The organism is Streptomyces sp. NBC_00989, from assembly GCF_045162655.1.
GTDB lineage: Bacteria > Actinomycetota > Actinomycetes > Streptomycetales > Streptomycetaceae > Streptomyces.
This window is the reverse complement of record NZ_CP108728.1, coordinates 7,866,262-7,887,325: the sequence shown is the minus strand read 5'-3', so window position 1 is coordinate 7,887,325 and position 21,064 is coordinate 7,866,262. Positions and strand designations below refer to the sequence as shown.

General features: G+C 70.6%; 22 protein-coding genes. 14 read left to right on the top strand and 8 right to left on the bottom strand.

The window, feature by feature from the left end:
• Positions 1-27: 27 nt before the first annotated feature.
• Together OG714_RS35250 and OG714_RS35245 are read left to right on the top strand one after the other, a co-directional pair.
• Positions 28-1,242, top strand: a complete 1,215-nt coding sequence (locus OG714_RS35250) for an alpha/beta hydrolase (RefSeq protein ID WP_406127138.1) — start codon at positions 28-30, stop codon at positions 1,240-1,242.
• Positions 1,243-1,317: 75 nt separating this feature from the next.
• On the top strand, positions 1,318-2,166 hold the full coding sequence (locus OG714_RS35245; RefSeq protein ID WP_406127136.1) for a DUF4429 domain-containing protein: 849 nt from the start codon (positions 1,318-1,320) through the stop codon (positions 2,164-2,166).
• Between the two features lie 86 nt (positions 2,167-2,252).
• On the opposite strand, the gene OG714_RS35240 is transcribed toward OG714_RS35245, so the two are convergent.
• Together OG714_RS35240 and OG714_RS35235 are read right to left on the bottom strand one after the other, a co-directional pair.
• The gene (locus tag OG714_RS35240; protein WP_406127134.1) at positions 2,253-3,269 is read right to left on the bottom strand and encodes an aldo/keto reductase; all 1,017 of its coding nucleotides are present in this window, start codon (positions 3,267-3,269) and stop codon (positions 2,253-2,255) included.
• Positions 3,266-3,730: a MerR family transcriptional regulator gene (locus tag OG714_RS35235; RefSeq protein WP_406127132.1), complete on the bottom strand. Its 465-nt coding sequence runs from the start codon at positions 3,728-3,730 to the stop codon at positions 3,266-3,268. The genes OG714_RS35240 and OG714_RS35235 overlap by 4 nt, the downstream gene beginning before the upstream one ends.
• A gap of 97 nt (positions 3,731-3,827) precedes the next feature.
• Between OG714_RS35235 and OG714_RS35230 the strand changes: the two genes are divergently transcribed.
• Together OG714_RS35230 and OG714_RS35225 are read left to right on the top strand one after the other, a co-directional pair.
• Positions 3,828-4,295 (top strand): GNAT family N-acetyltransferase, encoded by a 468-nt coding sequence (locus OG714_RS35230; protein WP_406127130.1) that lies wholly within the window; start codon positions 3,828-3,830, stop codon positions 4,293-4,295.
• Positions 4,296-4,314: 19 nt separating this feature from the next.
• Positions 4,315-5,136, top strand: a complete 822-nt coding sequence (locus tag OG714_RS35225) for a serine hydrolase domain-containing protein (protein ID WP_406127128.1) — start codon at positions 4,315-4,317, stop codon at positions 5,134-5,136.
• Here OG714_RS35225 and OG714_RS35220 read toward each other — a convergent pair.
• The gene (locus OG714_RS35220; protein WP_406132068.1) at positions 5,133-5,783 is read right to left on the bottom strand and encodes a pirin family protein; all 651 of its coding nucleotides are present in this window, start codon (positions 5,781-5,783) and stop codon (positions 5,133-5,135) included. The two genes, OG714_RS35225 and OG714_RS35220, sit on opposite strands and share 4 nt — an antisense overlap.
• A gap of 202 nt (positions 5,784-5,985) precedes the next feature.
• Between OG714_RS35220 and fasR the strand changes: the two genes are divergently transcribed.
• The 5 genes from fasR (at position 5,986) to OG714_RS35195 (ending at position 10,956) form a co-directional block, all read left to right on the top strand.
• Positions 5,986-7,191 carry a fatty acid biosynthesis transcriptional regulator FasR gene (gene fasR, locus OG714_RS35215; protein WP_266855956.1) on the top strand — a complete coding sequence of 402 codons (1,206 nt, stop codon included), beginning with the start codon at positions 5,986-5,988 and terminating at the stop codon, positions 7,189-7,191.
• Positions 7,192-7,280: 89 nt separating this feature from the next.
• Complete coding sequence (locus OG714_RS35210; protein WP_406127125.1) at positions 7,281-8,198, top strand: ACP S-malonyltransferase; 918 nt, start codon at positions 7,281-7,283, stop codon at positions 8,196-8,198.
• 18 nt (positions 8,199-8,216) lie between these two features.
• Positions 8,217-9,215 (top strand): ketoacyl-ACP synthase III, encoded by a 999-nt coding sequence (locus OG714_RS35205; RefSeq protein ID WP_406127123.1) that lies wholly within the window; start codon positions 8,217-8,219, stop codon positions 9,213-9,215.
• Between the two features lie 105 nt (positions 9,216-9,320).
• Positions 9,321-9,569: an acyl carrier protein gene (locus OG714_RS35200; protein WP_015660680.1), complete on the top strand. Its 249-nt coding sequence runs from the start codon at positions 9,321-9,323 to the stop codon at positions 9,567-9,569.
• 115 nt (positions 9,570-9,684) lie between these two features.
• Positions 9,685-10,956, top strand: coding sequence for a beta-ketoacyl-[acyl-carrier-protein] synthase family protein (locus OG714_RS35195; protein ID WP_406127122.1), 1,272 nt, complete (start codon positions 9,685-9,687; stop codon positions 10,954-10,956).
• A gap of 134 nt (positions 10,957-11,090) precedes the next feature.
• Here the strand turns inward: OG714_RS35195 and OG714_RS35190 are convergent, their stop codons facing one another.
• Positions 11,091-11,585, bottom strand: a complete 495-nt coding sequence (locus OG714_RS35190; protein ID WP_406127120.1) for a DUF3145 domain-containing protein — start codon at positions 11,583-11,585, stop codon at positions 11,091-11,093.
• 254 nt (positions 11,586-11,839) lie between these two features.
• Between OG714_RS35190 and OG714_RS35185 the strand changes: the two genes are divergently transcribed.
• Complete coding sequence (locus tag OG714_RS35185; protein ID WP_406127118.1) at positions 11,840-12,742, top strand: SGNH/GDSL hydrolase family protein; 903 nt, start codon at positions 11,840-11,842, stop codon at positions 12,740-12,742.
• Positions 12,743-12,752: 10 nt separating this feature from the next.
• Entirely contained in the window at positions 12,753-13,733 is a 981-nt protein-coding gene (locus OG714_RS35180; protein ID WP_406127116.1) for an aldose epimerase family protein, read from the top strand.
• 82 nt (positions 13,734-13,815) lie between these two features.
• Here OG714_RS35180 and OG714_RS35175 read toward each other — a convergent pair whose 3' ends face one another.
• On the bottom strand, positions 13,816-16,314 hold the full coding sequence (locus tag OG714_RS35175) for a beta-glucosidase (RefSeq protein ID WP_406127115.1): 2,499 nt from the start codon (positions 16,312-16,314) through the stop codon (positions 13,816-13,818).
• A 107-nt stretch (positions 16,315-16,421) separates the two neighbouring features.
• On the opposite strand from OG714_RS35175, the gene OG714_RS35170 reads away from it, so the two are divergent.
• A complete protein-coding gene (locus OG714_RS35170; protein WP_406127113.1) occupies positions 16,422-17,009 on the top strand; it encodes a TetR/AcrR family transcriptional regulator in 588 nt (195 codons plus the stop codon).
• Between the two features lie 68 nt (positions 17,010-17,077).
• Here OG714_RS35170 and OG714_RS35165 read toward each other — a convergent pair whose 3' ends face one another.
• Together OG714_RS35165 and OG714_RS35160 are read right to left on the bottom strand one after the other, a co-directional pair.
• Positions 17,078-17,425: a YrdB family protein gene (locus tag OG714_RS35165; RefSeq protein ID WP_406127112.1), complete on the bottom strand. Its 348-nt coding sequence runs from the start codon at positions 17,423-17,425 to the stop codon at positions 17,078-17,080.
• 25 nt (positions 17,426-17,450) lie between these two features.
• Positions 17,451-17,840: a RidA family protein gene (locus OG714_RS35160; protein ID WP_406127111.1), complete on the bottom strand. Its 390-nt coding sequence runs from the start codon at positions 17,838-17,840 to the stop codon at positions 17,451-17,453.
• Positions 17,841-17,890: 50 nt separating this feature from the next.
• Here OG714_RS35160 and OG714_RS35155 point away from each other — a divergent pair, with 50 nt between their 5' ends.
• Positions 17,891-18,859: a LysR family transcriptional regulator gene (locus OG714_RS35155; RefSeq protein ID WP_406127110.1), complete on the top strand. Its 969-nt coding sequence runs from the start codon at positions 17,891-17,893 to the stop codon at positions 18,857-18,859.
• A gap of 91 nt (positions 18,860-18,950) precedes the next feature.
• Positions 18,951-20,240: a pyroglutamyl peptidase gene (locus tag OG714_RS35150; protein WP_406127108.1), complete on the top strand. Its 1,290-nt coding sequence runs from the start codon at positions 18,951-18,953 to the stop codon at positions 20,238-20,240.
• Here OG714_RS35150 and OG714_RS35145 read toward each other — a convergent pair.
• Positions 20,226-21,053, bottom strand: a complete 828-nt coding sequence (locus OG714_RS35145) for an EI24 domain-containing protein (RefSeq protein WP_406127106.1) — start codon at positions 21,051-21,053, stop codon at positions 20,226-20,228. The genes OG714_RS35150 and OG714_RS35145 overlap by 15 nt on opposite strands.
• Positions 21,054-21,064: the final 11 nt, after the last annotated feature.

Genomic DNA, 21,064 nt, shown 5'->3' with positions numbered 1-21,064 from the left:
CTCTCGTTCTCCTAGTGTGTCCTCCCAGTGACTTCCTTCGACTCCTCCCCCACGCTGAACGCCTGGCGCGCACTGGCCGCGCTGGCCGTGGTGTTCGTGATGCTGGCGACCACCGGTTGGACCGCGGTCCGCAGCCACCCGGGGAAAACGGCGCTCCAGGCCTCCCGCTCCGCGTGGGAGCACGGCCGGATCGACGGACGCGAGCTGCCCGACCCGGACGCGTCGCCGACCCGGCTGGCCCGTTTCTTCGCCTCGCTCACCGCGCAGCAGCGGACGCGTCTCGCGCACCGCTACCCGCTCGCGGTCGGCAACATGAACGGCGCTCCGGTCTCGCTGCGCTACCGCGCCAACCATCTCGCCCTCGCCCAGCAGCGCAAGGTCGAGAAGAAGCGCATGCACGACAACCGCCTCACGCCGCTGGGCCAGCAGGAGGCGGGCCGTCTCATGCACCGCTTCGAGGCGCTGATGACCGTGGACCGGCACATCCTGGCGTTCGACCCCGAGGGTTCGGGCCGGATCGCCGAGGTCTTCGGCGACCTGGACACCGCGCAGCGCGTCTCGGTCATCGTCCCCGGCGTCGACACCGACCTGCTCACGTTCCAGAAGACGAACAAGGAGTACTCGGCCCCGGTCGGCATGGCCCAGAACCTGTACGCGGCCGAGAACACGGCGAAGTCCAGGGCGGACAGGGCCGGCACGCGTACGGCGGTCATCGCCTGGGCCGACTACACCTCCCCCGGCGGCCTCGGCATCGACTCGGCCACCGCGGGACGCGCCGAGGCGGGCGCCGTACGGCTGAACGCGCTGGTGCGGGCGCTGCCCGGGACCTCGCAGGTCGCCCTGTTCTGCCACAGCTACGGCTCGGTGGTGTGCGGGGTCGCCGCGCACGAACTGCCGGCCCGGGTGACCGACATCGCGGTGGCCGGCAGCCCCGGCATGCGCACCTCCAAGGCCTCCCACCTGCACACGCTCGCCCGGGTGTGGGCGATGCGGGACGCGGACGACTGGATCCAGGACGTGCCGTACATGGAGCTCGGCGGCCTCGGGCACGGCGAGGACCCGGTGTCGAACGCCTTCGGTGCGCGCGTGCTGTCCGCGAAGGACGCCGAGGGTCACACCGGTTACTTCGCGCAGGGCACCGACAGCCTCACCAACTTCGCCGACATCGGGGTTGGCGCGTACCGCTCGGTGACGTGCGCGCACGAAGGCGACACCTGCCGAGAGGGTTTGTCCGGCGCCTAGGAGCCGGACGCGCGTAGAAACAGCAGGAAGTGCGGTCTGCGCGGGGATGGGACGGAGGAGCATGTGCCGCCTACGATGAGCCGCATGGGTGACGTACTGGCCGGATTTCATGCCGCCTGGGAGTTCGAGTCCGACTCCGTGCTCATCCGCTACGAACGTGGCATTCGAACACCCAAGCTATTCCAGGCGCTCGGCGAGCGCCGGATCCCCTTCGAGGCGATCGAGGCGGTGACGCTCGCCCCCGGCCGCCGCGGTACGGTCGTGCTCCGCGCGCAGCCCCGGCCGGGTGCCGACCCGCTGATGGAGGCGGCCGCGGACCAGCTGAAGGAGAGCTGCGATCCCTATCGCCTCGTCCTGCCGGCCGACCGCGAGACCCTCGCCGAGTACTACGCCGACGAGCTGCGTGCGCAGCTGAAGCCGGACGACGGGCCCGCGGAGCGTTTCCTCGTGGCCGCGCCCGAGGTGCCATTGCGGTTCAAGGCGTACGACGGGAAGGCGTCCTTCGACGGGAAGACGGTCTCGTTCCGCTGGTTCTGGACCGGGGCGTCGTCCGCGAAGTGGAAGGCCGGCGACCAGAGCTTCGCGATCGCCGACCTGAACGGTGTCGAGTGGCGGTCGCCCGAGGTCTTCGAGGGGCATCTACGGCTGTTGCGCGGGGCCGAGTCGTTTCTGCCCGTCGATCAGGATCCGGCGGCTGTGGTGTTCGGGCTCGGGTACGGGCCCGTGCACGAGTCCCTGCCGTTCGCGGCGGCGGTCCTCGCGGCGGTGCGGTCCGGGCGGTCTGCGGCTGTGGTGCCGGTCGCTCGGCGTGATCCTGGGGATATCGCCGAGCGGATCCGGCACCTGGGGGAGCTTCATCAGGCGGGGCTGGTGACTGATGAGGAGTTCGCCGTGAAGAAAGCGGAGCTGCTGGCAGAACTCTGACCGCGGGCCGGTGAGGGCCGGGCGCGCTCACGCGGCGGAGCCGCACATCGACACAGCCCCGCGCCCCAAAAAAAGGGGCGCTTGCTCTACTCCCTGCTGGAAGAGGCGAAGGTCATGTCCGCGTAGCGGTCGCCTGCCACCTTGCCGGCGATCGGCTCCAGCAAGGTCAGCTCCTCGTCCGTCAGGACAATCGCTGTCGCCGCCGTGTTCTCCTCCACCCGGCCCGGCTTGGTCGTGCCCGGGATGGGGATGACCGGAAGGCCGTGGACCTGGGCGCGCTGCTGCACCCAGGCGAGGGCGATCTGGCCGAGGGAAGCCCCGTGCGCCTCGGCGACCGTGCGCACCGGGTCCAGGAGCGCGCCGTTGGCGGCCGCGTTCTCGCCGGTGAAGCGGGGCTGGCTGCGGCGGAAGTCGCCCTCGGTCAGGTCCTGTTCGGCGTTCGCGAAGGAACCGGTGAGGAAGCCGCGGCCCAGCGGTGAGTACGGTACGACCGCCACGCCCAGCTCGGCGGCCGCGCCGACCAGGCTGATCTCGACGTCGCGGCTGAACAGTGACCACTCCGACTGCACGGCGGCGATCGGGTGGACGGCGTGCGCGGCCCGCAGTTCCGCGCCCGTGATCTCGCTCAGCCCGAGGTGTTTCACCTTGCCCTCGGCCACCAGCTCCGCCATCGCGCCGACGGTGTCCTCGATCGGGACGGCCGGGTCGCGGCGGTGCATGTAGTAGAGGTCGATGGTGTCGACGTCGAGGCGTTGCAGGCTCGCCTCGACCGCCTGGCGGATGTAGGGGCGGTCGTTGCGGATGACGCGGCGGGTGGGTTCGCCGGGCGGGATCGACAGGGCGAACTTGGTGGCGATGACGACCTGGTCGCGGTGCGCCTTGAAGAACGGCGACAGGAACCGCTCGTTCTCTCCCTGCCCGTACGCGTCCGCCGTGTCGTACAGGGTCACGCCCAGTTCGAAGGCGCGGTCCAGGGCGGCCTGTGACTGCTTCGCGTCCGAGGGGCCGTAGGCGAAGCTCATGCCCATGCAGCCGAGGCCCTGAACGCCGACCTCGGGGCCGGCCGCGCCGAGCCGTGCGGTCGGGATCGTGGTGGCGGTCATCCTGCCTTCTCCTGTTCGTAGGCGAGGCCGGCCTTGGCGTAGAAGTTGATCTTCCGGTCGAGGACGGCCAGGGTGTCCTGCAGTTCGGCGATCCTGGCGATGACGTCCCGGCGGGTCGCCTCCAGGAGTTCGAAGCGGTCGCCGTAGGTGTGCTCGCCCTCGCGCATCAGCTCGGCGTAGCGGACCATGTCGGCGACCGGCATGCCGGTCAGGCGGAGCTTGCCGACGAGGTCGAGCCAGTCGAGGTCGCGGTTGCTGTAGCGGCGCTGGCCGGTGTGCGAGCGGTCGATGTGCGGCATCAGCCCGATGCGCTCGTACCAGCGCAGGGTGTGCGCGGTCAGGCCGGTGAAGGCGACGACCTCGCTGATCGTGTAGCTGTCCTCGCCGTCCGGACGCCGCTCGACGTGCGGCGGGCCCGCGCAGCTGTCGGTACTGGTACCCGTGGTCTCCATCACCGTCATGACCACCACGCTATGGCCTTGGAGTGCACTCGAAGCAAGCGGAACCGGTAAGAAATCCGCAGGACGCGTCGAGGGTGCGGTGGATAGCGTGCGGGACATGAGTCTCGTACGACGGGCAGCCCCCGACGATGCCGCCGAGCTGCTGCGACTGCGCCAGGTGATGATCGACTCGATGCCGGGTTCGGACCCCGCCACGGACTGGCACGCGGAGTCCCTGCCGACGCTCCGTGAGCGGCTGACCTCGGACGACGACTTCGGGGCCTTCGTCGTCGATCATCCGGAGCGCCCGGGAACGCTGGCGGCCCTGGTGGTCGGGACCGTCGATTACCGGATCGGGAAGGCGGAGAACCCGCGCGGGAAGGCCGGGTTCGTCTTCAGCGTGGCCACCGACCCGGACGCGCGGCGCCGGGGGTACGCGCGCGCGTGCATGGAGGAGCTGCTCCAGTGGTTCCGCGAGCGCGGGGCCGGCCAGGTCCTCCTCACCGCCTCCCCCGACGCCGAGCCGCTCTACGCCTCCCTCGGCTTCACCCGCAAGCCCGACCCCATGATGGGGCTGATGCTCTGAACCACTTAGGCTCGACGGCATGTCCTTGCAGAGCCTCGCGCTGATCGAGAACTGGCCGGTACCGACCGCCGCGGCGGGTGTCGTACGAGCCGACGGGACCGTCCTCGGGACCCACGGCCCGACCGGCCACCGCTTCCCGCTGGCCTCGGTCACCAAGCCGCTCGTGGCGTACGCCGCCCTCGTCGCGTACGAGGAGGGCGCCATCGAGCTGGACGAACCGGCGGGCCCGCCCGGCTCCACGGTCCGCCATCTCCTCGCCCACACCTCGGGGTTGGCCTTCGACGAACACCGCGTGACGGCCCCGCCCGGACAGCGCCGCCTGTACTCGAACGCGGGCTTCGAGCAGCTCGGCGACCACCTCGCGAAGGCGACGGAGATCCCCTTCGCCGAGTACCTGCGGCAGGCGGTCCTGGACCCCCTGGGCATGACGTCGACAACGCTGGAAGGCACCAACTCCCCGGCGAAGGACGGCGTTTCGACGATCGAGGACCTTCTCCGCTTCGCCGCCGAGGTCCAGTCCCCCCGCCTTCTCGACCCCCGTACGGTCGCCGAGGCGATGACGGTCCAGTACCCCGGCACCAAGGGCGTCCTCCCGGGCTACGGCCACCAGAACCCCAACGACTGGGGCCTCGGCTTCGAGATCCGCGACTCCAAGTCACCGCACTGGACGGGCAGTTCGTCCTCGCCCCGCACATTCGGGCACTTCGGCCAGTCCGGCACGTTCCTGTGGGTCGACCCGGCGGCGGACGCGGCGTGCGTGGCCCTGGCGGACCGGGCGTTCGGGGCGTGGGCGGTCGAGGCGTGGCCGCCGTTCACGGACGCGGTACTCGCGGAGCTCTAGAGCATCTCCCACATCAACAGCTCGGCCCCGGTGGCCGCTTCCACCACCAGATCCCGCGCGTCCGTGATCCGCGCGGCATCCCCCGCCCCCAACTTCTCCCCGCCCAGGCTCACTTCACCGCGCACGACATGGACGTACACATGCACCGCGTCCGGTACGGCCGTGCGCTCACCCGGCGTGAGCCGGCGCACGTGCAGCATCGCGCCGGCCTCCGGCACCGCGTACGGCGTGGAGTCCGCGATGCCGTGCACGATCCCGTACGACGGTTCGCCGCCGGGTTCCAGGGGTGCCAGCCACATCTGCACGAAGGTCAGGGGGCTGTCGGTGTCGTTGCGCTCGACGTGCCGCACCCCCGCCCCCGAACTGAGCCGCTGGACGTCACCGGGCCGGACGTGGGTGAGGTGCCCGGTGGAGTCACGGTGGCTCAACTCCCCCTCCACGACCCAGGTGATGATCTCGGTGTGGCTGTGCGGGTGTTCGTCGAAACCGGCGCCGGGGGCCAGTCGCTCCTCGTTGCAGGCGATCACCGCGCCGAACCGGAGGTTGTCGGGGTCGTAGTGCGGCCCGAAGGAGAAGGCATGCCAGGACTCGATCCCGGCCTGCGGGTCACCCCCTGGGTAGCGCTCGACGGAGCGCCGTACGTCCATCACGCCCACCACGGTAGCCCTGCGGACACCGGCCCGATCCCCACGGCGCCCAGCCGACCCCGGACGAGGGCCCACCGAGTCCCACTGTCCCCACGCCGAGCACGGTGGGCCTCTCGACACCGCCACGCGCCGGCAGGCGCATATCAAGCACAGCAGCGCCCCGAAGGCGACCGACCAATAGCGGATAAGGCAGTCTTGTCCCGTGCCCGAACCCGAAACCAGCAGACCCGCAGGCCCCCTGCCCCGTGCCCACTCGCACCCGGCGACTCTGAAGCGGCTGGAGCAGTCGTCCGGGAGTCTCGCCGCCCAGGCCATCGCGCGCATGGACGAGACGCTGCCGTGGTACCGGGCGATGCCACCGGAGAACCGTTCCTGGATCGGGCTGGTCGCGCAGGCCGGTATCGCCGCGTTCACCGAGTGGTTCCGGCATCCGGACGCGCCGCAGGCCATCTCCACCGATGTGTTCGGGACCGCTCCCCGCGAGCTGACCCGGGCCATCACCCTCCGCCAGACCGTCGAGATGGTGCGGACGACCATCGAGGTCATGGAGTCCGCGATCGACGAAGTGGCCGCGCCCGGCGACGAGTCCGTGCTGCGCGAGGCGCTTCTCGTGTACGCCCGGGAGATCGCCTTCGCGACCGCCCAGGTGTACGCGCAGGCCGCCGAGGCGCGCGGCGCGTGGGACGCCCGGCTGGAATCGCTCGTCGTGAACGCCGTACTCAGTGGCGAGGCCGATGAAGGGGCCGTATCCCGGGCCGCCGCCCTCGGGTGGAATTCGCCCGAGCATGTCTGCGTCGTCCTCGGCACCGCGCCCGACGGGGACAGCGAGCTGACCGTGGAAGCGATCCGGCGGGCCGCCCGGCACGCCAAGCTCCAGGTCCTCACCGGAGTGCTCGGCGACCGGCTCGTCGTCATCGCCGGGGGGAGCGACAATCCGCTCGCCGTCGCCAAGTCGCTGATCGGGCCTTATGCGGCCGGACCCGTCGTGGCCGGACCGATCGTGCCCGATCTGCTGGCCGCCACCCGGTCCGCGCAGGCCGCCGCCGCCGGGCTCAAGGCGTGCTCCGCCTGGCAGGACGCCCCGCGCCCGGTACTGGCGGACGACCTGCTTCCGGAACGCGCGATGGCCGGTGACCCGGGCGCGCGCGACCAGTTGGTGGAGGAGATCTACAGACCGCTGGAGGAGGCCGGGTCCGCGCTCCTGGAGACGCTCAGTGTCTATCTGGAACAGGCGAGCAGCCTCGAAGGTGCCGCGCGGATGCTGTTCGTCCATCCCAACACCGTGCGCTACCGGCTTCGACGTGTGACTGACGTCACCGGCTGGTCGCCGTCGGATGTACGGTCGGCGTTCACGCTGCGGATCGCGCTGATCCTGGGACGTCTGGCCGATGGAGATCCCCAGAACTAGCCTTTTGTCGGGGCCCCACAAAACCCCTTCCCGTTCTTCGTCCCTGTCCCCACGGGCGGCCGTGCCCGTCTCCAAGAGAGAGTGTGAGAGTGCTCGTACTCGTCGCTCCCGGCCAGGGCGCCCAGACGCCCGGCTTCCTGACCCCCTGGCTCGACCTCCCCGGTGTCGAGGACCGTCTGCGTGCCTTCTCGGCCGCCGTCGACCTCGACCTGGTGCACTACGGCACGGACGCCGACGCGGACGAGATCCGTGACACCGCCGTCGCCCAGCCGCTGCTCGTCGCCGCCGGACTGATCTCCGCGGCCGCCCTCGGTGACGTCACGCCCGGCGCGGTCGCCGGTCACAGCGTCGGCGAGATCACCGCAGCCGTCCTCGCCGGTGTCCTGGACGACACGGCCGCCCTGACCCTCGTACGCAAGCGTGGTCTGGCGATGGCCGAGGCCGCCGCGATCACCGCGACCGGGATGTCCGCGCTGCTCGGCGGCGACCCGGACACGACGGTCGCGCACCTGGAGAAGCTGGGCCTGACCCCGGCGAACGTGAACGGCGCGGGCCAGATCGTGGCCGCCGGCACGATGGAGCAGCTCGCCGCCCTGGAGGCCGACAAGCCCGAGGGCGTGCGACGGGTCGTGGCGCTGAAGGTGGCCGGCGCGTTCCACACGCGGCACATGGCCCCGGCGGTCGACACGCTCGCCAAGGCCGCGCTGGAGCTGACGCCCGGCAACCCGAAGATCACGTACGTCTCGAACAAGGACGGCCAGGCCGTCGCCACCGGTGCCGAGGTGCTGGAGCGGCTGGTCGGCCAGGTCGCCAACCCGGTCCGCTGGGACCTGTGCATGGAGACCTTCAAGGAGCTCGGCGTCACCGCGCTCCTGGAGGTGTGCCCCGGCGGCACCCTGACCGGCCTCGCCAAGCGCGCCCTGCCCGGCGTGAAGACGCTGGCCCTGAAGACCCCGGACGACCTCGACGCGGCCCGCGAGCTCATCGCAGAGCACGCCAACGCCTGAAGAAGGAGCCGTAGGAACATGTCGACGAAGATCAAGCCGAGCAAGGGCGCCCCGTACGCGCGCATCCTCGGCGTGGGCGGCTACCGTCCGGTCCGGGTCGTCCCGAACGAGGTGATCCTGGAGACGATCGACTCGTCCGACGAGTGGATCCGCTCCCGTTCGGGCATCGAGACCCGGCACTGGGCGAACGACGAGGAGACCGTCGCCGCGATGTCCATCGAGGCGTCCGGCAAGGCGATCGCGGACGCGGGGATCACCGCCGAGCAGATCGGCGGCGTGATCGTGTCCACGGTCTCGCACTTCAAGCAGACCCCGGCCGTGGCGACGGAGATCGCCGACAAGCTGGGCACGAACAAGGCCGCCGCGTTCGACATCTCGGCGGGCTGCGCGGGCTTCGGCTACGGCCTGACCCTCGCCAAGGGCATGGTCGTCGAGGGCAGCGCCGAGTACGTGCTCGTCATCGGCGTGGAGCGGCTGTCCGACCTGACCGACCTGGAGGACCGCGCGACGGCCTTCCTGTTCGGTGACGGCGCGGGCGCGGTCGTGGTCGGCCCCGCCAAGGAGCCGATGATCGGCCCGACCGTGTGGGGCTCGGAGGGCGACAAGTCCGAGACCATCAAGCAGACCGTGCCGTGGACCGAGTACGACAGCACGGGCAAGTTCCCTGCGATCACGCAGGAGGGCCAGGCGGTGTTCCGCTGGGCCGTGTTCGAGATGGCGAAGGTCGCCCAGCAGGCGCTGGACGCGGCCGGGATCACCCCGGACGACCTGGATGTCTTCATTCCCCACCAGGCCAACGAGCGGATCATCGACTCGATGGTGAAGACGCTGAAACTGCCGGAGCACGTCACGGTCGCGCGTGACGTACGGACCACCGGCAACACCTCGGCCGCCTCGATTCCGCTCGCTATGGAGCGGCTTCTGGCGACCGGCGAGGCCAAGAGCGGCGACACCGCGCTCGTCATCGGCTTCGGGGCGGGTCTCGTGTACGCCGCGACGGTCGTTACCCTCCCCTAGGCACTCCGTGCCGGATCATCATCGGATCCGGCACGGCAGAACTCACCCGCCGCTGCCGCGGCGGGAACGCCACACCCTCTGGATCACAAAGAAGGAGCGCCTGACATGGCCGCCACTCAGGAAGAGATCGTCGCCGGTCTCGCCGACATCGTGAACGAGATCGCCGGCATCCCGGTTGAGGACGTCCAGCTGGACAAGTCCTTCACCGACGACCTGGACGTCGACTCGCTGTCCATGGTCGAGGTCGTCGTCGCCGCTGAAGAGCGCTTCGACGTCAAGATCCCCGACGAGGACGTCAAGAACCTCAAGACGGTCGGCGACGCGACCGACTACATCCTCAAGCACCAGGCCTGAGCCACCTCATAGGCCCGGACCACCAGGTCCGAGCCACCCCCTAGGCCCGGCTGCATGGCCCCGCCACCCGGCGGTGGCGCCGCTTAATCCTCGTACCGTTGGAGAGAGAATTCCCGTGAGCCCGACCAATCGCACCGTGGTCGTCACCGGTATCGGCGCAACCACACCGCTGGGTGGCGACGCAGCCTCGACCTGGGAAGGCATGATCGCCGGCAAGTCCGGCGTGAAGCCCCTGGAGCAGGAGTGGGCCGCCGAGCAGGCGGTGCGTATCGCCGCGCCGGCCGCCGTGGACCCCTCCGAGGTCATCCCGCGCCCGCAGGCGCGCCGCCTGGACCGCTCGGCGCAGTTCGCGCTGATCGCGGCCAAGGAGGCCTGGGCCGACGCCGGTTTCACCGACAAGGCCGGTGAGGACCCGGCGGTCGACCCCGACCGTCTCGGCACCGTCATCGCCTCCGGCATCGGCGGTGTGACGACCCTGCTCGACCAGTACGACGTGCTGAAGGAGAAGGGCGTCCGCCGCGTCTCCCCGCACACCGTCCCCATGCTGATGCCGAACGGCCCGTCCGCCAACGTGGGTCTGCTCGTGGGCGCCCGCGCGGGCGTCCACACGCCGGTCTCCGCGTGCGCCTCCGGCGCCGAGGCCATCGGCTACGCCATCGAGATGATCCGCACCGGCCGCGCCGACGTCGTCGTCGCGGGTGGCACGGAGGCGGCCATCCACCCCCTCCCCATCGCCGCGTTCGGCAACATGATGGCGATGTCCAAGAACAACGACGACCCGCAGGGCGCCTCGCGTCCCTACGACACCGGCCGCGACGGCTTCGTCCTCGGCGAGGGCGCGGGCGTCCTCGTCCTGGAGTCCGCCGAGCACGCGGCGAAGCGCGGTGCCCGGGTGTACGCCGAGGCGGTCGGACAGGGCATCTCCGCCGACGGCCACGACATCGTGCAGCCGGAGCCGGAGGGGCGTGGCATCTCCCACGCCCTGCAGAACCTGATGGACAACACCGACCTCGTCGCGGCGGAGATCGTGCACGTGAACGCGCACGCGACGTCCACGCCGGCCGGTGACGTGGCCGAACTCAAGGCGCTGCGCAAGGTGTTCGGTGACGACGCCGACCACATGGCGGTCTCGGCTACGAAGTCGATGACCGGGCATCTGCTGGGTGGCGCGGGTGGCGTCGAGTCGGTCGCCACCGTGCTCGCGCTGTACAACCGGATCGCGCCGCCGACCATCAACGTCGAGAACCTCGACCCGGAGGCGGAGGCCAACGCGGATGTCGTTCGCGGCGAGGCTCGTAAGCTGCCGGTCGAGGGACGTATCGCCGCGCTGAACGACTCGTTCGGGTTCGGTGGGCACAACGTGGTGCTGGCGTTCCGGACGGTCTGAGACGTTTGCTGAACGGTATGTGGCCCGCCCCCTGGGTTTTGGGGGCGGGCCACATGTTGTTTTTCGGCTGACGGCCGGTGGGGGCTGGGCGCGCAGTTCCCCGCGCCCCTAAAGGCCTCCAGGCAGCCGCGTTTTCAGACCACCTGGTGCAGCCAGCGCACCGGAGCGCCCTCGCCCGCGTATCTGAACGGCTCCAACTCGTCGTCCCACGGCTTGCCGAGGAGCTTGGCGATGTCCGCTTCCAGGTCGGTCTCGCCCTGTTGAGACCTCGTCAGGGCCGCGCGGAGGCGGTCCTCAGGGATGAGGATGTCGCCGTGGATGCCGGTGACGGCGTGGAAGATGCCGAGGTCGGGGGTGCAGCTGTAGCGCTCGCCCTCGGCGGTGGGGCAGGGCTCGGCGGTCACCTCGAAGCGGAGGAGGTGCCAGCCGCGGAGCGCCGAGGCGAGTTTGGACGCCGTGCCCACCTCCGCCTGCCAGGAGAATTCGGAGCGCCAGGTTCCGGGGGCGGCGGGCTGTCGGATCCAGTCGAGGCTGACGCGTGTGCCGAGCACCCCGGCCACGGCCCACTCGACGTGCGGGCACAGCGCGCGCGGCGCGGAGTGCACGTACAGAACTCCACGTGTCGTCACCGGGACCTCCGGACAGAGCGGGGCATCTTGCTGACTGGCGAACGGCGGCGGCAGGGCAGCCACGTTGAGGGCGAGGCTACCGTGCGGCGGCGCGAGGAGTGTGACGTACCGTCCCTCCCGGTGCCAGGAAACCCCGCCATTCACCCATGGGGACGCTTGTACGGGGGTGTGCCGTTGCATCGCACACGTGCGGGAACCCTTGAGCGTTGTTATGGGTTGAGATGTCACACGACACCAAGGGGCTGGGCCACGGCATGCGAATCCGACGTCACCGTTCACGGGCCGTGCTCGCCGTCGTGGCGGCGGCCGTCCTGGGGGCCGCAGGCTGCGACTCCGGCGGGGGTGGCGCCGGCGCGCACACCAAGAGCGGTACGGCGGCCAAGGCGAAGCCCTCCCCCACCCCGGTGTGGGACAGCAGCCCGTCCTCGGTCGCGGCGGTCGGTGACTCCATCACCCGCGGCTTCGACGCCTGTTCGGTCCTGTCGGACTGCCCGGAGGTGTCCTGGGCGACGGGCAGCTCGGCCTCGGTCGACAGTCTCGCCGTACGGCTGCTGGGGAAGACGGGCGCGGCCACGCGCAGTTGGAACTACGCGGAGACCGGGGCGCGGATGGCCGACCTGCCCGCTCAGATCGGCCAGGCGGTCGCGCGCAAGCCGCAGTTGGTCACCGTGATGGTGGGGGCGAACGACGCCTGTCGGGCCTCGACCTCGGCGATGACCTCCGTCGCCGACTTCCGCGCCGGCTTCGAGACCTCGCTGAAGTCGCTGCGCCGGGCGCTGCCGAAGACGCAGGTCTACGTCGCGAGCGTGCCCAATCTCAAGCGGCTCTGGTCGCAGGGGCGGACGAACCCGATGGGCAAGGCGGTGTGGAAGTTGGGCATCTGCCCGTCGATGCTGGCCGACGCGGACGCCCTGGACTCGGCGGCGACCGAGCGGCGCGACACCGTGCTGGACCGGGTGGAGGCGTACAACAAGGTGCTGGAGCAGGTGTGCGCGACGGACGAGCGGTGCCGGTTCGACGGGGGCGCGGTCTACGACTACCGGTTCGGCACGGACCAGTTGAGCCACTGGGACTGGTTCCACCCGAGCACGGACGGCCAGGCTCAGCTCGCGGCGATCGCCTACCAGAGGATCACCGCACGCGAACCCGTGACCTAGGGTTTCCTTCATGAGCGAACTTTTCGGCACCCTTCCCGACGGCACCCCGGTCCACCGCTGGACGCTGGAGCGGGCGGGCGTGCGGGTGCGGGTGCTGTCGTACGGCGGGATCGTGCAGTCGGTGGAGGTGCCGGACCGGGACGGGCACACGGCGGACGTGGTGCTCGGGTTCGCGGATCTGGACGGCTATCTCACGCACCCGGAGCCGTATCTCGGGGCGTTGGTCGGGCGGTACGCGAACCGGATCGCGGGCGGCCGTTTCCCGCTGGAGGGCGTCACGTACTCGCTCGCGCGGAACAACGCCCCGAACTCCCTGCACGGCGGCGAGCGCGGCTTCGACAAGCGTGTGTGGGACGTCGAACCCATCGAGCACGGGCTGCGGCTCAGCCGGGTCAGCGCGCACGGCGAGGAGGGCTTCCCGGGGCGGCTCACCGTCTCGGTGACGTACACGCTGGACGAGTCGGGCGCGCTGCGCTTCGGCTATGAAGCGACGACGGACGCGCCGACCGTCGTGAACCTCACCAACCACAGCTACTTCGACCTGAGCGGCGCAGGCGACACGAACGGCGCGGGCGGTCATGAACTCCGGCTCGCCGCTTCCCGGTTCACGCCGGTCGACGGCGATCTGATCCCGACCGGTGCGCTCGACGACGTGGCGGGCACGCGCTTCGACTTCCGTGAGGCGCGGAAGGTGGGCTCCGGCTACGACCACAACTTCGTGCTGGACAAGGGCCTGACCCCGGCCCCCGTCGAGATCGCCGAGCTGTACGACCCGGCGTCCGGGCGAGTGTTGACGGTATCGACGACCGAGCCGGGCATCCAGCTCTACACCGGTGATTACCTGGCCGACCCGTACGCCCCGGGTGCCGGGATCGCCCTGGAGACCCAGCACTTCCCGGACTCCCCGAACCGTCCCGAGTTCCCGAGCACCGAGCTGCGCCCGGGCGACACGTACCGCTCGGAGACGGTGTACGGCTTCTCGGCCCGCTGACCGTGCCGGCCCGGGATGTGATGAGCCCCGGCCCAGGGGTCAGGTCCCGGGCCGGGGCTGTCTGTGGGGAGCTTGTCCCGGCTCAGACGTTAATCGTCGTGGCGACCCTGCGGTCCGTGATCGAGCGCCCCGCGTGGATCTCGTACGAACCCTTTACAACTGCCCACGAGTTCGCCGTCTCATCCCAGATCTCGAAAGCCCGTCGCGGAAGTTCGACGACCACGTCGACGCTCTCGCCGGGCCCGGCCTCGACCCCGGCGAAACCGGCCAGCCAGCGGGCGGGACGCTCCGGGGCGGCGTCGGTGTTGGTGTTGGTGTTGGTGTTGGTCTCGGTGGGGGCATCGGCGGGGGCCAGATAGACCTGGACGACCTCGCGGCCGTGCCGGGCACCGGAGTTGGTGACGCGGACGGTGACCGATGAGCGGCCACCCCCGACCTCCGCCTCGATCTCGCCGTAGGTCCAGTCGGTGTAACCGAGGCCGTGCCCGAAGGCGTACGACGGGGTGCGGCCCTCCTTCTCCCAGGCGCGGTAGCCGATGAAGACGCCCTCGGTGTAAGGGAGTTCGCCGTTGTCCGGGACGACCTGGGTGACGGGGGCGTCGGCCCGGGAGCCCCAGGTGGTGGGGAGTCGGCCGCCGGGTTCGTGGGTGCCGGTGAGGACGTCCGCGAGGGCGGCGCCGCCCTCCTGGCCGGGGAACCAGCCGAGCAGCACGGCGGCGACCTCGTCGCGCCAGGGCAGTTCGACCGGGGAGCCGGAGTTGACGATCACGACGGTGTTCGGGTTGGCGGCGGCGACGGCGTGCACCAAGTCGTCCTGACGGCCGGGGAGTTGGAGGTCCGTCCGGTCGTAGCCCTCCGACTCGACGCGCTCGGTGGTGGCGACCACGACGACGGCGGTGTCGGCGGCGCGAGCCAACTCGACGGCCTCGGCGATCAGTTCGTCCGGGTCGCGCTGCGGTTCCTGGTGGACGAGTGTGAAGCCGATGACCTTGAGGTCGCGGTTCTCGGAGAAGCTCACGACGTAGGTCAGGGACACCTCGACCGGGGTGCCGGCGGTGAGGTCGACTTGGGCGCGGGGTTCGGGGGCGCCGAAGAAGGAGCCGAACGGGTCGTCCTTGAGCGGGCGTTGGACGTCGTCGTAGTACGTCGTGCCGTCGACGGTGAGGGTGAAGGCGCCGAGTCCCTTGATGCCGAAGGTGTGCCGGCCGGTGTCGCGCGGGGTGAAGGTGCCGGCGAGTTCGACGGTGTGGAGGGTGTCGTGGGTGACGCCCTCGGGAAGGTCGTCACCCATCCACCGGAGCTGGCCGCTGGGCGCGGAGGCGGTGCCGATGACGACACCCCCGGCGTCCCGGCAGACGGCGCGCAGCTCGAACCCCTTGTCGGCGGCGGCGAGTTCGGTGTTCGGGTCGGCGCCGACGGCGTAGGTGAGGGTGCCTTCGGGGAGGGCGGCGGTGAGGCCGTCGAGCGGGGAGACGACGTGGGGCGGGAAGACGATGGCGGAGCCGCCGCCGAGGACGCGGGCGTCGCGGGCGGCGGCGCCGAGGAGCGCGACGGTGCCGTTCGGCTTGAGCGGGAGGGCGTCGTTCTCGTTCCGGACGAGGACGAAGGAGCGGCGGGCGATCTCGCGGGCGAGGGCCTCGCCGTCGACGGGGGACGGGAGTCGGGCTTCCGCCACGACGGGTTCTGCGCCGTCCAGGATGCCGACGCGGGCGGCGAGCCGCAGCACGTTCCGTACGGCGGTGTCGACGGTGGCCTCCTCGGCCTCGCCGTCGCGCACGGCCTGGGCGAGAGCCGCGCCGTAGACCGTCTTCGGGCCGGGCATGGCGACGTCGAGGCCGCCCTCGATGGCGCCGACGGTGGAACGGGCGGCGGTCCAGTCGGAGACGTTGAAGCCGTCGAAGCCCCATTCGCCGCGCAGGATCTCGTTCACGAGGTAGCGGTGCTCGGTCATCGTCGTGCCGTTGACCGTGTTGTAGGCGGTCATGATGCCCCAGGGGTGGGCGTTCTCGACGATGAGCTCGAAGGGGGCCAAGTACAGCTCGCGCAGGGTTCGTTGGGAGATCAGGTTGTCGACGGTGAAGCGGTCGGTCTCGGCGTCGTTGGCGACGAAGTGCTTGACGGTGGTACCGACTCCGCCCTCCTGTACGCCCGTCACATACCCGACGCCGATCCGCCCGGTGAGGTAGGGGTCCTCGCTGTACGCCTCGAAGTGCCGTCCGCCGAGCGGGGAGCGGTGGAGGTTCACGGTCGGGGCGAGGAGGACGTGGACGCCCTTGCGGCGGGCCTCCTGGGCGAGCAACACACCCGCGCGGTGGGCGAGTTCGGGGTCCCAGGTGGCGGCGAGGGCGGTGGGGGACGGCAGCGCGACGGAGGGGTCGTCGGCGGTCCAGCGGACGCCCCGGACGCCGATGGGCCCGTCGGACATGACGAGGGACTTCAGGCCGATCTCCGGGAGCGCGGGCAGCGACCACATGTCCTGCCCGGCGAGCAGCCGCGCCTTGGCATCCGGATCGAGCTTGCCGAGGGCCGCCTCGACGACTGCTTCACGGGCGTCGTCGGCCGGGGTGCGGGTTCCCGCCATCGCTGTGCCTCCTCGTTGAGTCCGTACCGTGCGGTGCCTCCATCGTGCATCGGTTACCTGTAGAGCGGTAGGTTTCGTAACCGTGCCGTTATATTTACGGCCTCCGAGTGTCGTACGGTGACGCCATGAACGCCACGAACTCCAGGACCCGGCGCGAGGAACGACGCGCCGAGATCGTGCGGGCGGCCCTGGAGGTGATCGCCGAACGCGGCTACCGGGGCACGAGCCTGGCGGCGGTGGCGGAACGCGTCGGCCTGACCCAGCAGGGCCTGCTGCACTACTTCCCCACGAAGGACGCGCTGCTCGTGGCCGTCCTTGAGGAACGGGACCAGTGGGACGCCGTACCGGACAGCCGGTGGCGCGTCGACCTGCTGGCCTCCCTGGTCGAGTACAACGCGATGCGGCCCGGCATCATCCAGACCTTCTCCGCGCTCCTCGGCGAGAGCGTGACGGAGGGGCATCCGGCGCGGGACTACTTCACCGAGCGGTACGTCCGGGTGCGGGCGAACATGGCGGCGGTACTGCGCGCCGAGTACGGCGACCAGCTGCCGAACGGCCTGACACCCGAGCGGGCGGCTCCGCTGTTGGTCGCGGTGATGGACGGTTTGCAGTACCAGTGGCTGCTGGATCCGGAGTCGGTGGACATGCCGGGGGCGTTCAGGGACTTCTTGGCGCTGCTGGGCGAGGAGGCGTAGGGAGGCCGGCAGACTCCAGGCCGGTCACAGCTCCAGGCCGGTCGACTCCAGGCCGGTCAACTCCCGCGCTACTGCCGCCAGATGACGGCCAGCGTCTTGCTCACCACACACACGAGGGCGAGGACGAGGGCCCAGTCGTAGACCCCGGCGACAACCAGCGCCGCGACCCCGGCCCCGAACCACACCACCTCGAACCCGACCCGCCCGGCGCCCCGCACCTTGTACTTGGCCTTCGGCGAACCGCACAGCCCCCACAACACGGCGAGCACAACAGGCCCCCCGATGCCGAGCAGCCAGGTCAGCGGCGTGGCGAGGTCCCGCGTGAATCCCCAGTAGCCGACGGCCACGAGGGCGCCGAGCTCGATGGCGAAGAGGACGCCGAGGTTCGCTGCCTTGGCTGTCGCCGTTGCGGTCATGGGTCGCAGTATCACCCGGAGGGGATCACTTCGTCGCGGGGGCGGCGGCCACGACTTCGACCTCGATCAGCGCCTCCGGCCGGAACAGGCGGGGCACCTCGAAGGTCATGCTGGTGGGTGGGGTGCCGGTGAGGAACTCCCTTCGTACGGTGCCGTATTCGTCGAGGCGGGTGATGTCGGTCAGGTACGTGCGGATGTTGATGACGTCGGCGAGGGTCGCGCCGTGTGCCTTGAGGAGGGCGGCGATGGTCTCGAAGACGCCTCGGCTCTGTTCGGTGAGGGTGGCGCCCTCCGCGATCTGTCCGGAGAGGAACAACAGGGCGCTTCCGTCGGGGTGTTCGACGCGCGCGACCTGGGAGTAGTAGGGGCTCAGGGGCTGGGGTGCCGAGGCGGGGTTGTCCAGGGTGATCCGCATGGCGTCGACGCTAAGGTCCGGCTTCGCGGTGCGACAAGCGAATGTCTAGCATGGCTGACATGCCCATCCAGCATGGCAGTTCATCGGACGACGGCCTTCCCGAACTCTCCACCGTCTGGCTGCGGGTGTTCCTGGAGGTCTCCCGGCACGGCTCGTTCACGGTGGCCGCGCGGGTGTTGGGGTGGACGCAGTCCGCGGTGTCGCGGCAGATCTCCTCGCTGGAGGCGGCGTTGGGTGGGGCGCCGTTGTTCGACCGGTTGCCGAGGGGGGTGCGGCTCACGGAGGCCGGCCGGGTTCTCGTACCACGTGCGGAGGCGGTGGCGGAGTCGCTGCACGAGGCGGTGCGTGAGCTGACGGCGTTGCGTGAAGTGGCCGGTGGGCGGGTGCGGTTCGGGGCGTTCGCCACCGCCGACGCGGCGCTGGTGCCGCACGCCCTCGCCGCCTTCCGGGACCGGCACCCGGGGGTACTGGTGTCCCGCGAGGAGGGCCTCACCCCGCGTCTTCTGGAGCGCCTGACATCCGGGCATCTCGACCTGGCGATCGTCTCCACGACGGGACAGGCACCGCTCGACGCCTACGAACTCCACCATCTCCTCGACGAGTCGCTGTACGTCGCCGTGCCTGCCGGACACCCCCTCGCGGGGCAGGGGCCGATCCAGCTTGTCCAACTCGCCGACGCCGACTGGATATCGGGCAGCGCCCGTCCCGAGGGCACCCTCCTCGACGCGGCCCTGCGGCAGGGGTTCCGGCCCCGTATCGCCCATGTCGTCGCCGAGTGGACCGCGAAGGAGGGCTACGTCGCCGCCGGGCTCGGCGTGGCACTGGTGCCGTCCCTCGCCGCCGGGGCCGTGCGATCTGACGTGGAGTTGGTGCCGGTGCTGGACGAGGGGGCGCCGGCGCGGGCGGTGTACGCGGCGACGGTTCGGGGGCGGGCGGTGTCGGTTGCGGGGGCGGCGTTCCTCGGGGTGCTGGTGGAGGAGGCCGGGCGGATCACATCGTCCGTCGCACCCGTGGCGTAGACCACTCCCGTCACGCGATACTGCCGCCGTCCGGCACCGCACGGCACCACACCGCACCGCACCCCACTGCGAACGGAAGGCCTCAACCACCTTGAACGTCATACGAGTTCGGACCAGCATCCTCGGACTGGCCCTGCTGGCCGGTTTCTCCGCTCCCAGTACCGGGGCGGCGGCCGACACCACCCTGTCCCCGACCGTCGAGGAGCAGCGGCTCGACAAGGCGGTCCCCCAGGCGATCCTCGAACACTCCGGATTCGACGCCGTGGCACCGGAGTTCACCCGCGCGCTGGAAGGCGCGCACAGCTACGCGCAGGCCCGTCGTGTTGTCGTGGACGAGGGGACCGCGTTGTGGCGGCGGGCCGTGGCGCGGGCTCAGGGGCGGGGGCCTGCCGGTGGGGATCTGAGTCGGGACGATGACCGGCCGTTGTACTGGGCCCGGTTGGGGATGACTCGGGAAGTGCGGGGGTGGGAGCCGGAGTTCGGGATAACCGAGAGTCAACGGACCGCCCTGCTCTCCGCGTTGGAGACCACCTCGCGGGGGCAGAGCAGTATTCGGTATCCGCAGGGGAAGGGGGCGGAGGGCGTGAAGGGGAAGAAGGGGGCGAAGGGGATCAAGCGGATTCTTGTTACCGGGTTCGATCCGTTCACCTTGGATCAGGACATCCGGATCTCCAATCCGTCCGGGGCCACCGCGCTCGCGCTCGACGGCACGGTGATCCAGACGGCGGACGGTCCGGCGCGGATCGAGACGGCCATGTTCCCCGTGCGGTGGGCCGACTTCGCGGACGGGACCGTGGAGCGGGCCTTGCGGCCGTATCTGCCGAAGGTGGATCTGTTCACGACCGTGAGCCAGGGACGGGTGGGCCGTTTCGACGTCGAGCGGACCAACGGGGCCTGGCGGGGCGGGTATCCGGACAACGACAACGTGTCGAAGACCGAGACCGTGCCCGTCGCCGACCCGGCCTCGCAGCCCCAGTGGACGTCGACGACCCTGCCGTACAAGGCGATCGTGGCCGCCGACACCGGGCGGTTCCCCGCGTACGACCACACGGACGTGACGGAGATTCCGGCGGGCGGCACCGTGCCCGTCGTACGGCCGGACGGGCCCACCGCGGGGTCCACGGCCCGTGCCGGGGGCGGCGGGAACTATCTCTCCAACGAGATCGCCTATCGGGCGACGCTGCTACGCGATCGGCTCGGGCTGCACGATGCGCTGCCGGGTGGGCACATCCACACGCCGGTACTGCAGTTCGGGGCGGGGAACACGGACCCGGCGACCGGGACGATCACCGATCCGGAGTTCGTGCGGAACCGGGTGGACATCATCGCGCAGGTGAAGGCGATGGTGACGGTGGCGGTGAACGCCTCACTCGTCGACTGACGCCGGTCCGACTTCCCTGTCACCCGCCTGATCCCCCTCCTGGCCCCTCTCCCCATCTCCCTCCTCGGTCTCCTCCCCCAACAGGTCCCGCGCCATCATCGTCGCCCCCGCCACCGCCCCCGGCATCAGGAACACCGCGACGAACGGGACCAGGAAGGAGAGGCCGAGGGGAGTGCCGAAGCCCCAGATGAGGGTTTTGCGGGAGCGGAGGAGGGTGAGGCGGGCGCGGAGGTCGATGCCTCGGCGTTGGAGGGCGACCGCCGTCAGTTCCTCCGTGAGGAAGAAGCCCGTGACGAAGAAGCCGATCACCGGGATGAACGTCTGGCCGATGAACGGGACGAAGCCCAGGGCGAAGAGGAGGACGCCCCACAGCACCGCGCGGGCCAGGATGCGGAGGCTGTCGCGGGCCGAGATCCACAGTTCGCGCCAGAGGGGGAGGCCCGATTCGGGGGCCGTGCCGTCCGGGGAGACGTCCCGGTCGACCTTCTCGGAGAGGTTCTCGTAGAACGGCTGGCCTATGAGGAGCGTGACGGCCGTGAAGGTCAACACCGAGAGCAGCAGGGCCAGTACGAACAGGACCGCCGTGAGGAAACCGCGGAACAGGCCCTGCCACGGGCTCGACCAGTCGTCCGCGAAGGGCGTCGCCCAGGTGATGAAGTCCTCGCCCCAGAGTGCCAGCGCGACCAGCGCCGCCACGTACAGGACCAGCGTGATCAGACCGGGGATCAGCCCGAAACCGTAGTGCCTGCCGTGCCGCGCCATCCAGCGCTGGCCCTTCAGGAGATAGCCGAACCCCGCGCCAAGATCATGCATGGGGCGAACTT

Bases quoted from the DNA above. Each gene is read 5' to 3' on its own strand.
- OG714_RS35245 (WP_406127136.1), top strand. From the start codon at position 1,318: ATGAGCCGCATGGGTGACGTACTGGCCGGATTTCATGCCGCCTGGGAG.
- OG714_RS35240 (WP_406127134.1), bottom strand. From the start codon at position 3,269: ATGACCGCCACCACGATCCCGACCGCACGGCTCGGCGCGGCCGGCCCC.
- OG714_RS35235 (WP_406127132.1), bottom strand. From the start codon at position 3,730: ATGACGGTGATGGAGACCACGGGTACCAGTACCGACAGCTGCGCGGGC.
- OG714_RS35230 (WP_406127130.1), top strand. From the start codon at position 3,828: ATGAGTCTCGTACGACGGGCAGCCCCCGACGATGCCGCCGAGCTGCTG.
- OG714_RS35225 (WP_406127128.1), top strand. From the start codon at position 4,315: ATGTCCTTGCAGAGCCTCGCGCTGATCGAGAACTGGCCGGTACCGACC.
- OG714_RS35220 (WP_406132068.1), bottom strand. From the start codon at position 5,783: ATGGACGTACGGCGCTCCGTCGAGCGCTACCCAGGGGGTGACCCGCAG.
- OG714_RS35205 (WP_406127123.1), top strand. From the start codon at position 8,217: ATGTCGACGAAGATCAAGCCGAGCAAGGGCGCCCCGTACGCGCGCATC.
- OG714_RS35200 (WP_015660680.1), top strand. From the start codon at position 9,321: ATGGCCGCCACTCAGGAAGAGATCGTCGCCGGTCTCGCCGACATCGTG.
- OG714_RS35185 (WP_406127118.1), top strand. From the start codon at position 11,840: ATGCGAATCCGACGTCACCGTTCACGGGCCGTGCTCGCCGTCGTGGCG.
- OG714_RS35180 (WP_406127116.1), top strand. From the start codon at position 12,753: ATGAGCGAACTTTTCGGCACCCTTCCCGACGGCACCCCGGTCCACCGC.
- OG714_RS35175 (WP_406127115.1), bottom strand. From the start codon at position 16,314: ATGGCGGGAACCCGCACCCCGGCCGACGACGCCCGTGAAGCAGTCGTC.
- OG714_RS35165 (WP_406127112.1), bottom strand. From the start codon at position 17,425: ATGACCGCAACGGCGACAGCCAAGGCAGCGAACCTCGGCGTCCTCTTC.
- OG714_RS35160 (WP_406127111.1), bottom strand. From the start codon at position 17,840: ATGCGGATCACCCTGGACAACCCCGCCTCGGCACCCCAGCCCCTGAGC.
- OG714_RS35155 (WP_406127110.1), top strand. From the start codon at position 17,891: ATGGCTGACATGCCCATCCAGCATGGCAGTTCATCGGACGACGGCCTT.
- OG714_RS35145 (WP_406127106.1), bottom strand. From the start codon at position 21,053: ATGCATGATCTTGGCGCGGGGTTCGGCTATCTCCTGAAGGGCCAGCGC.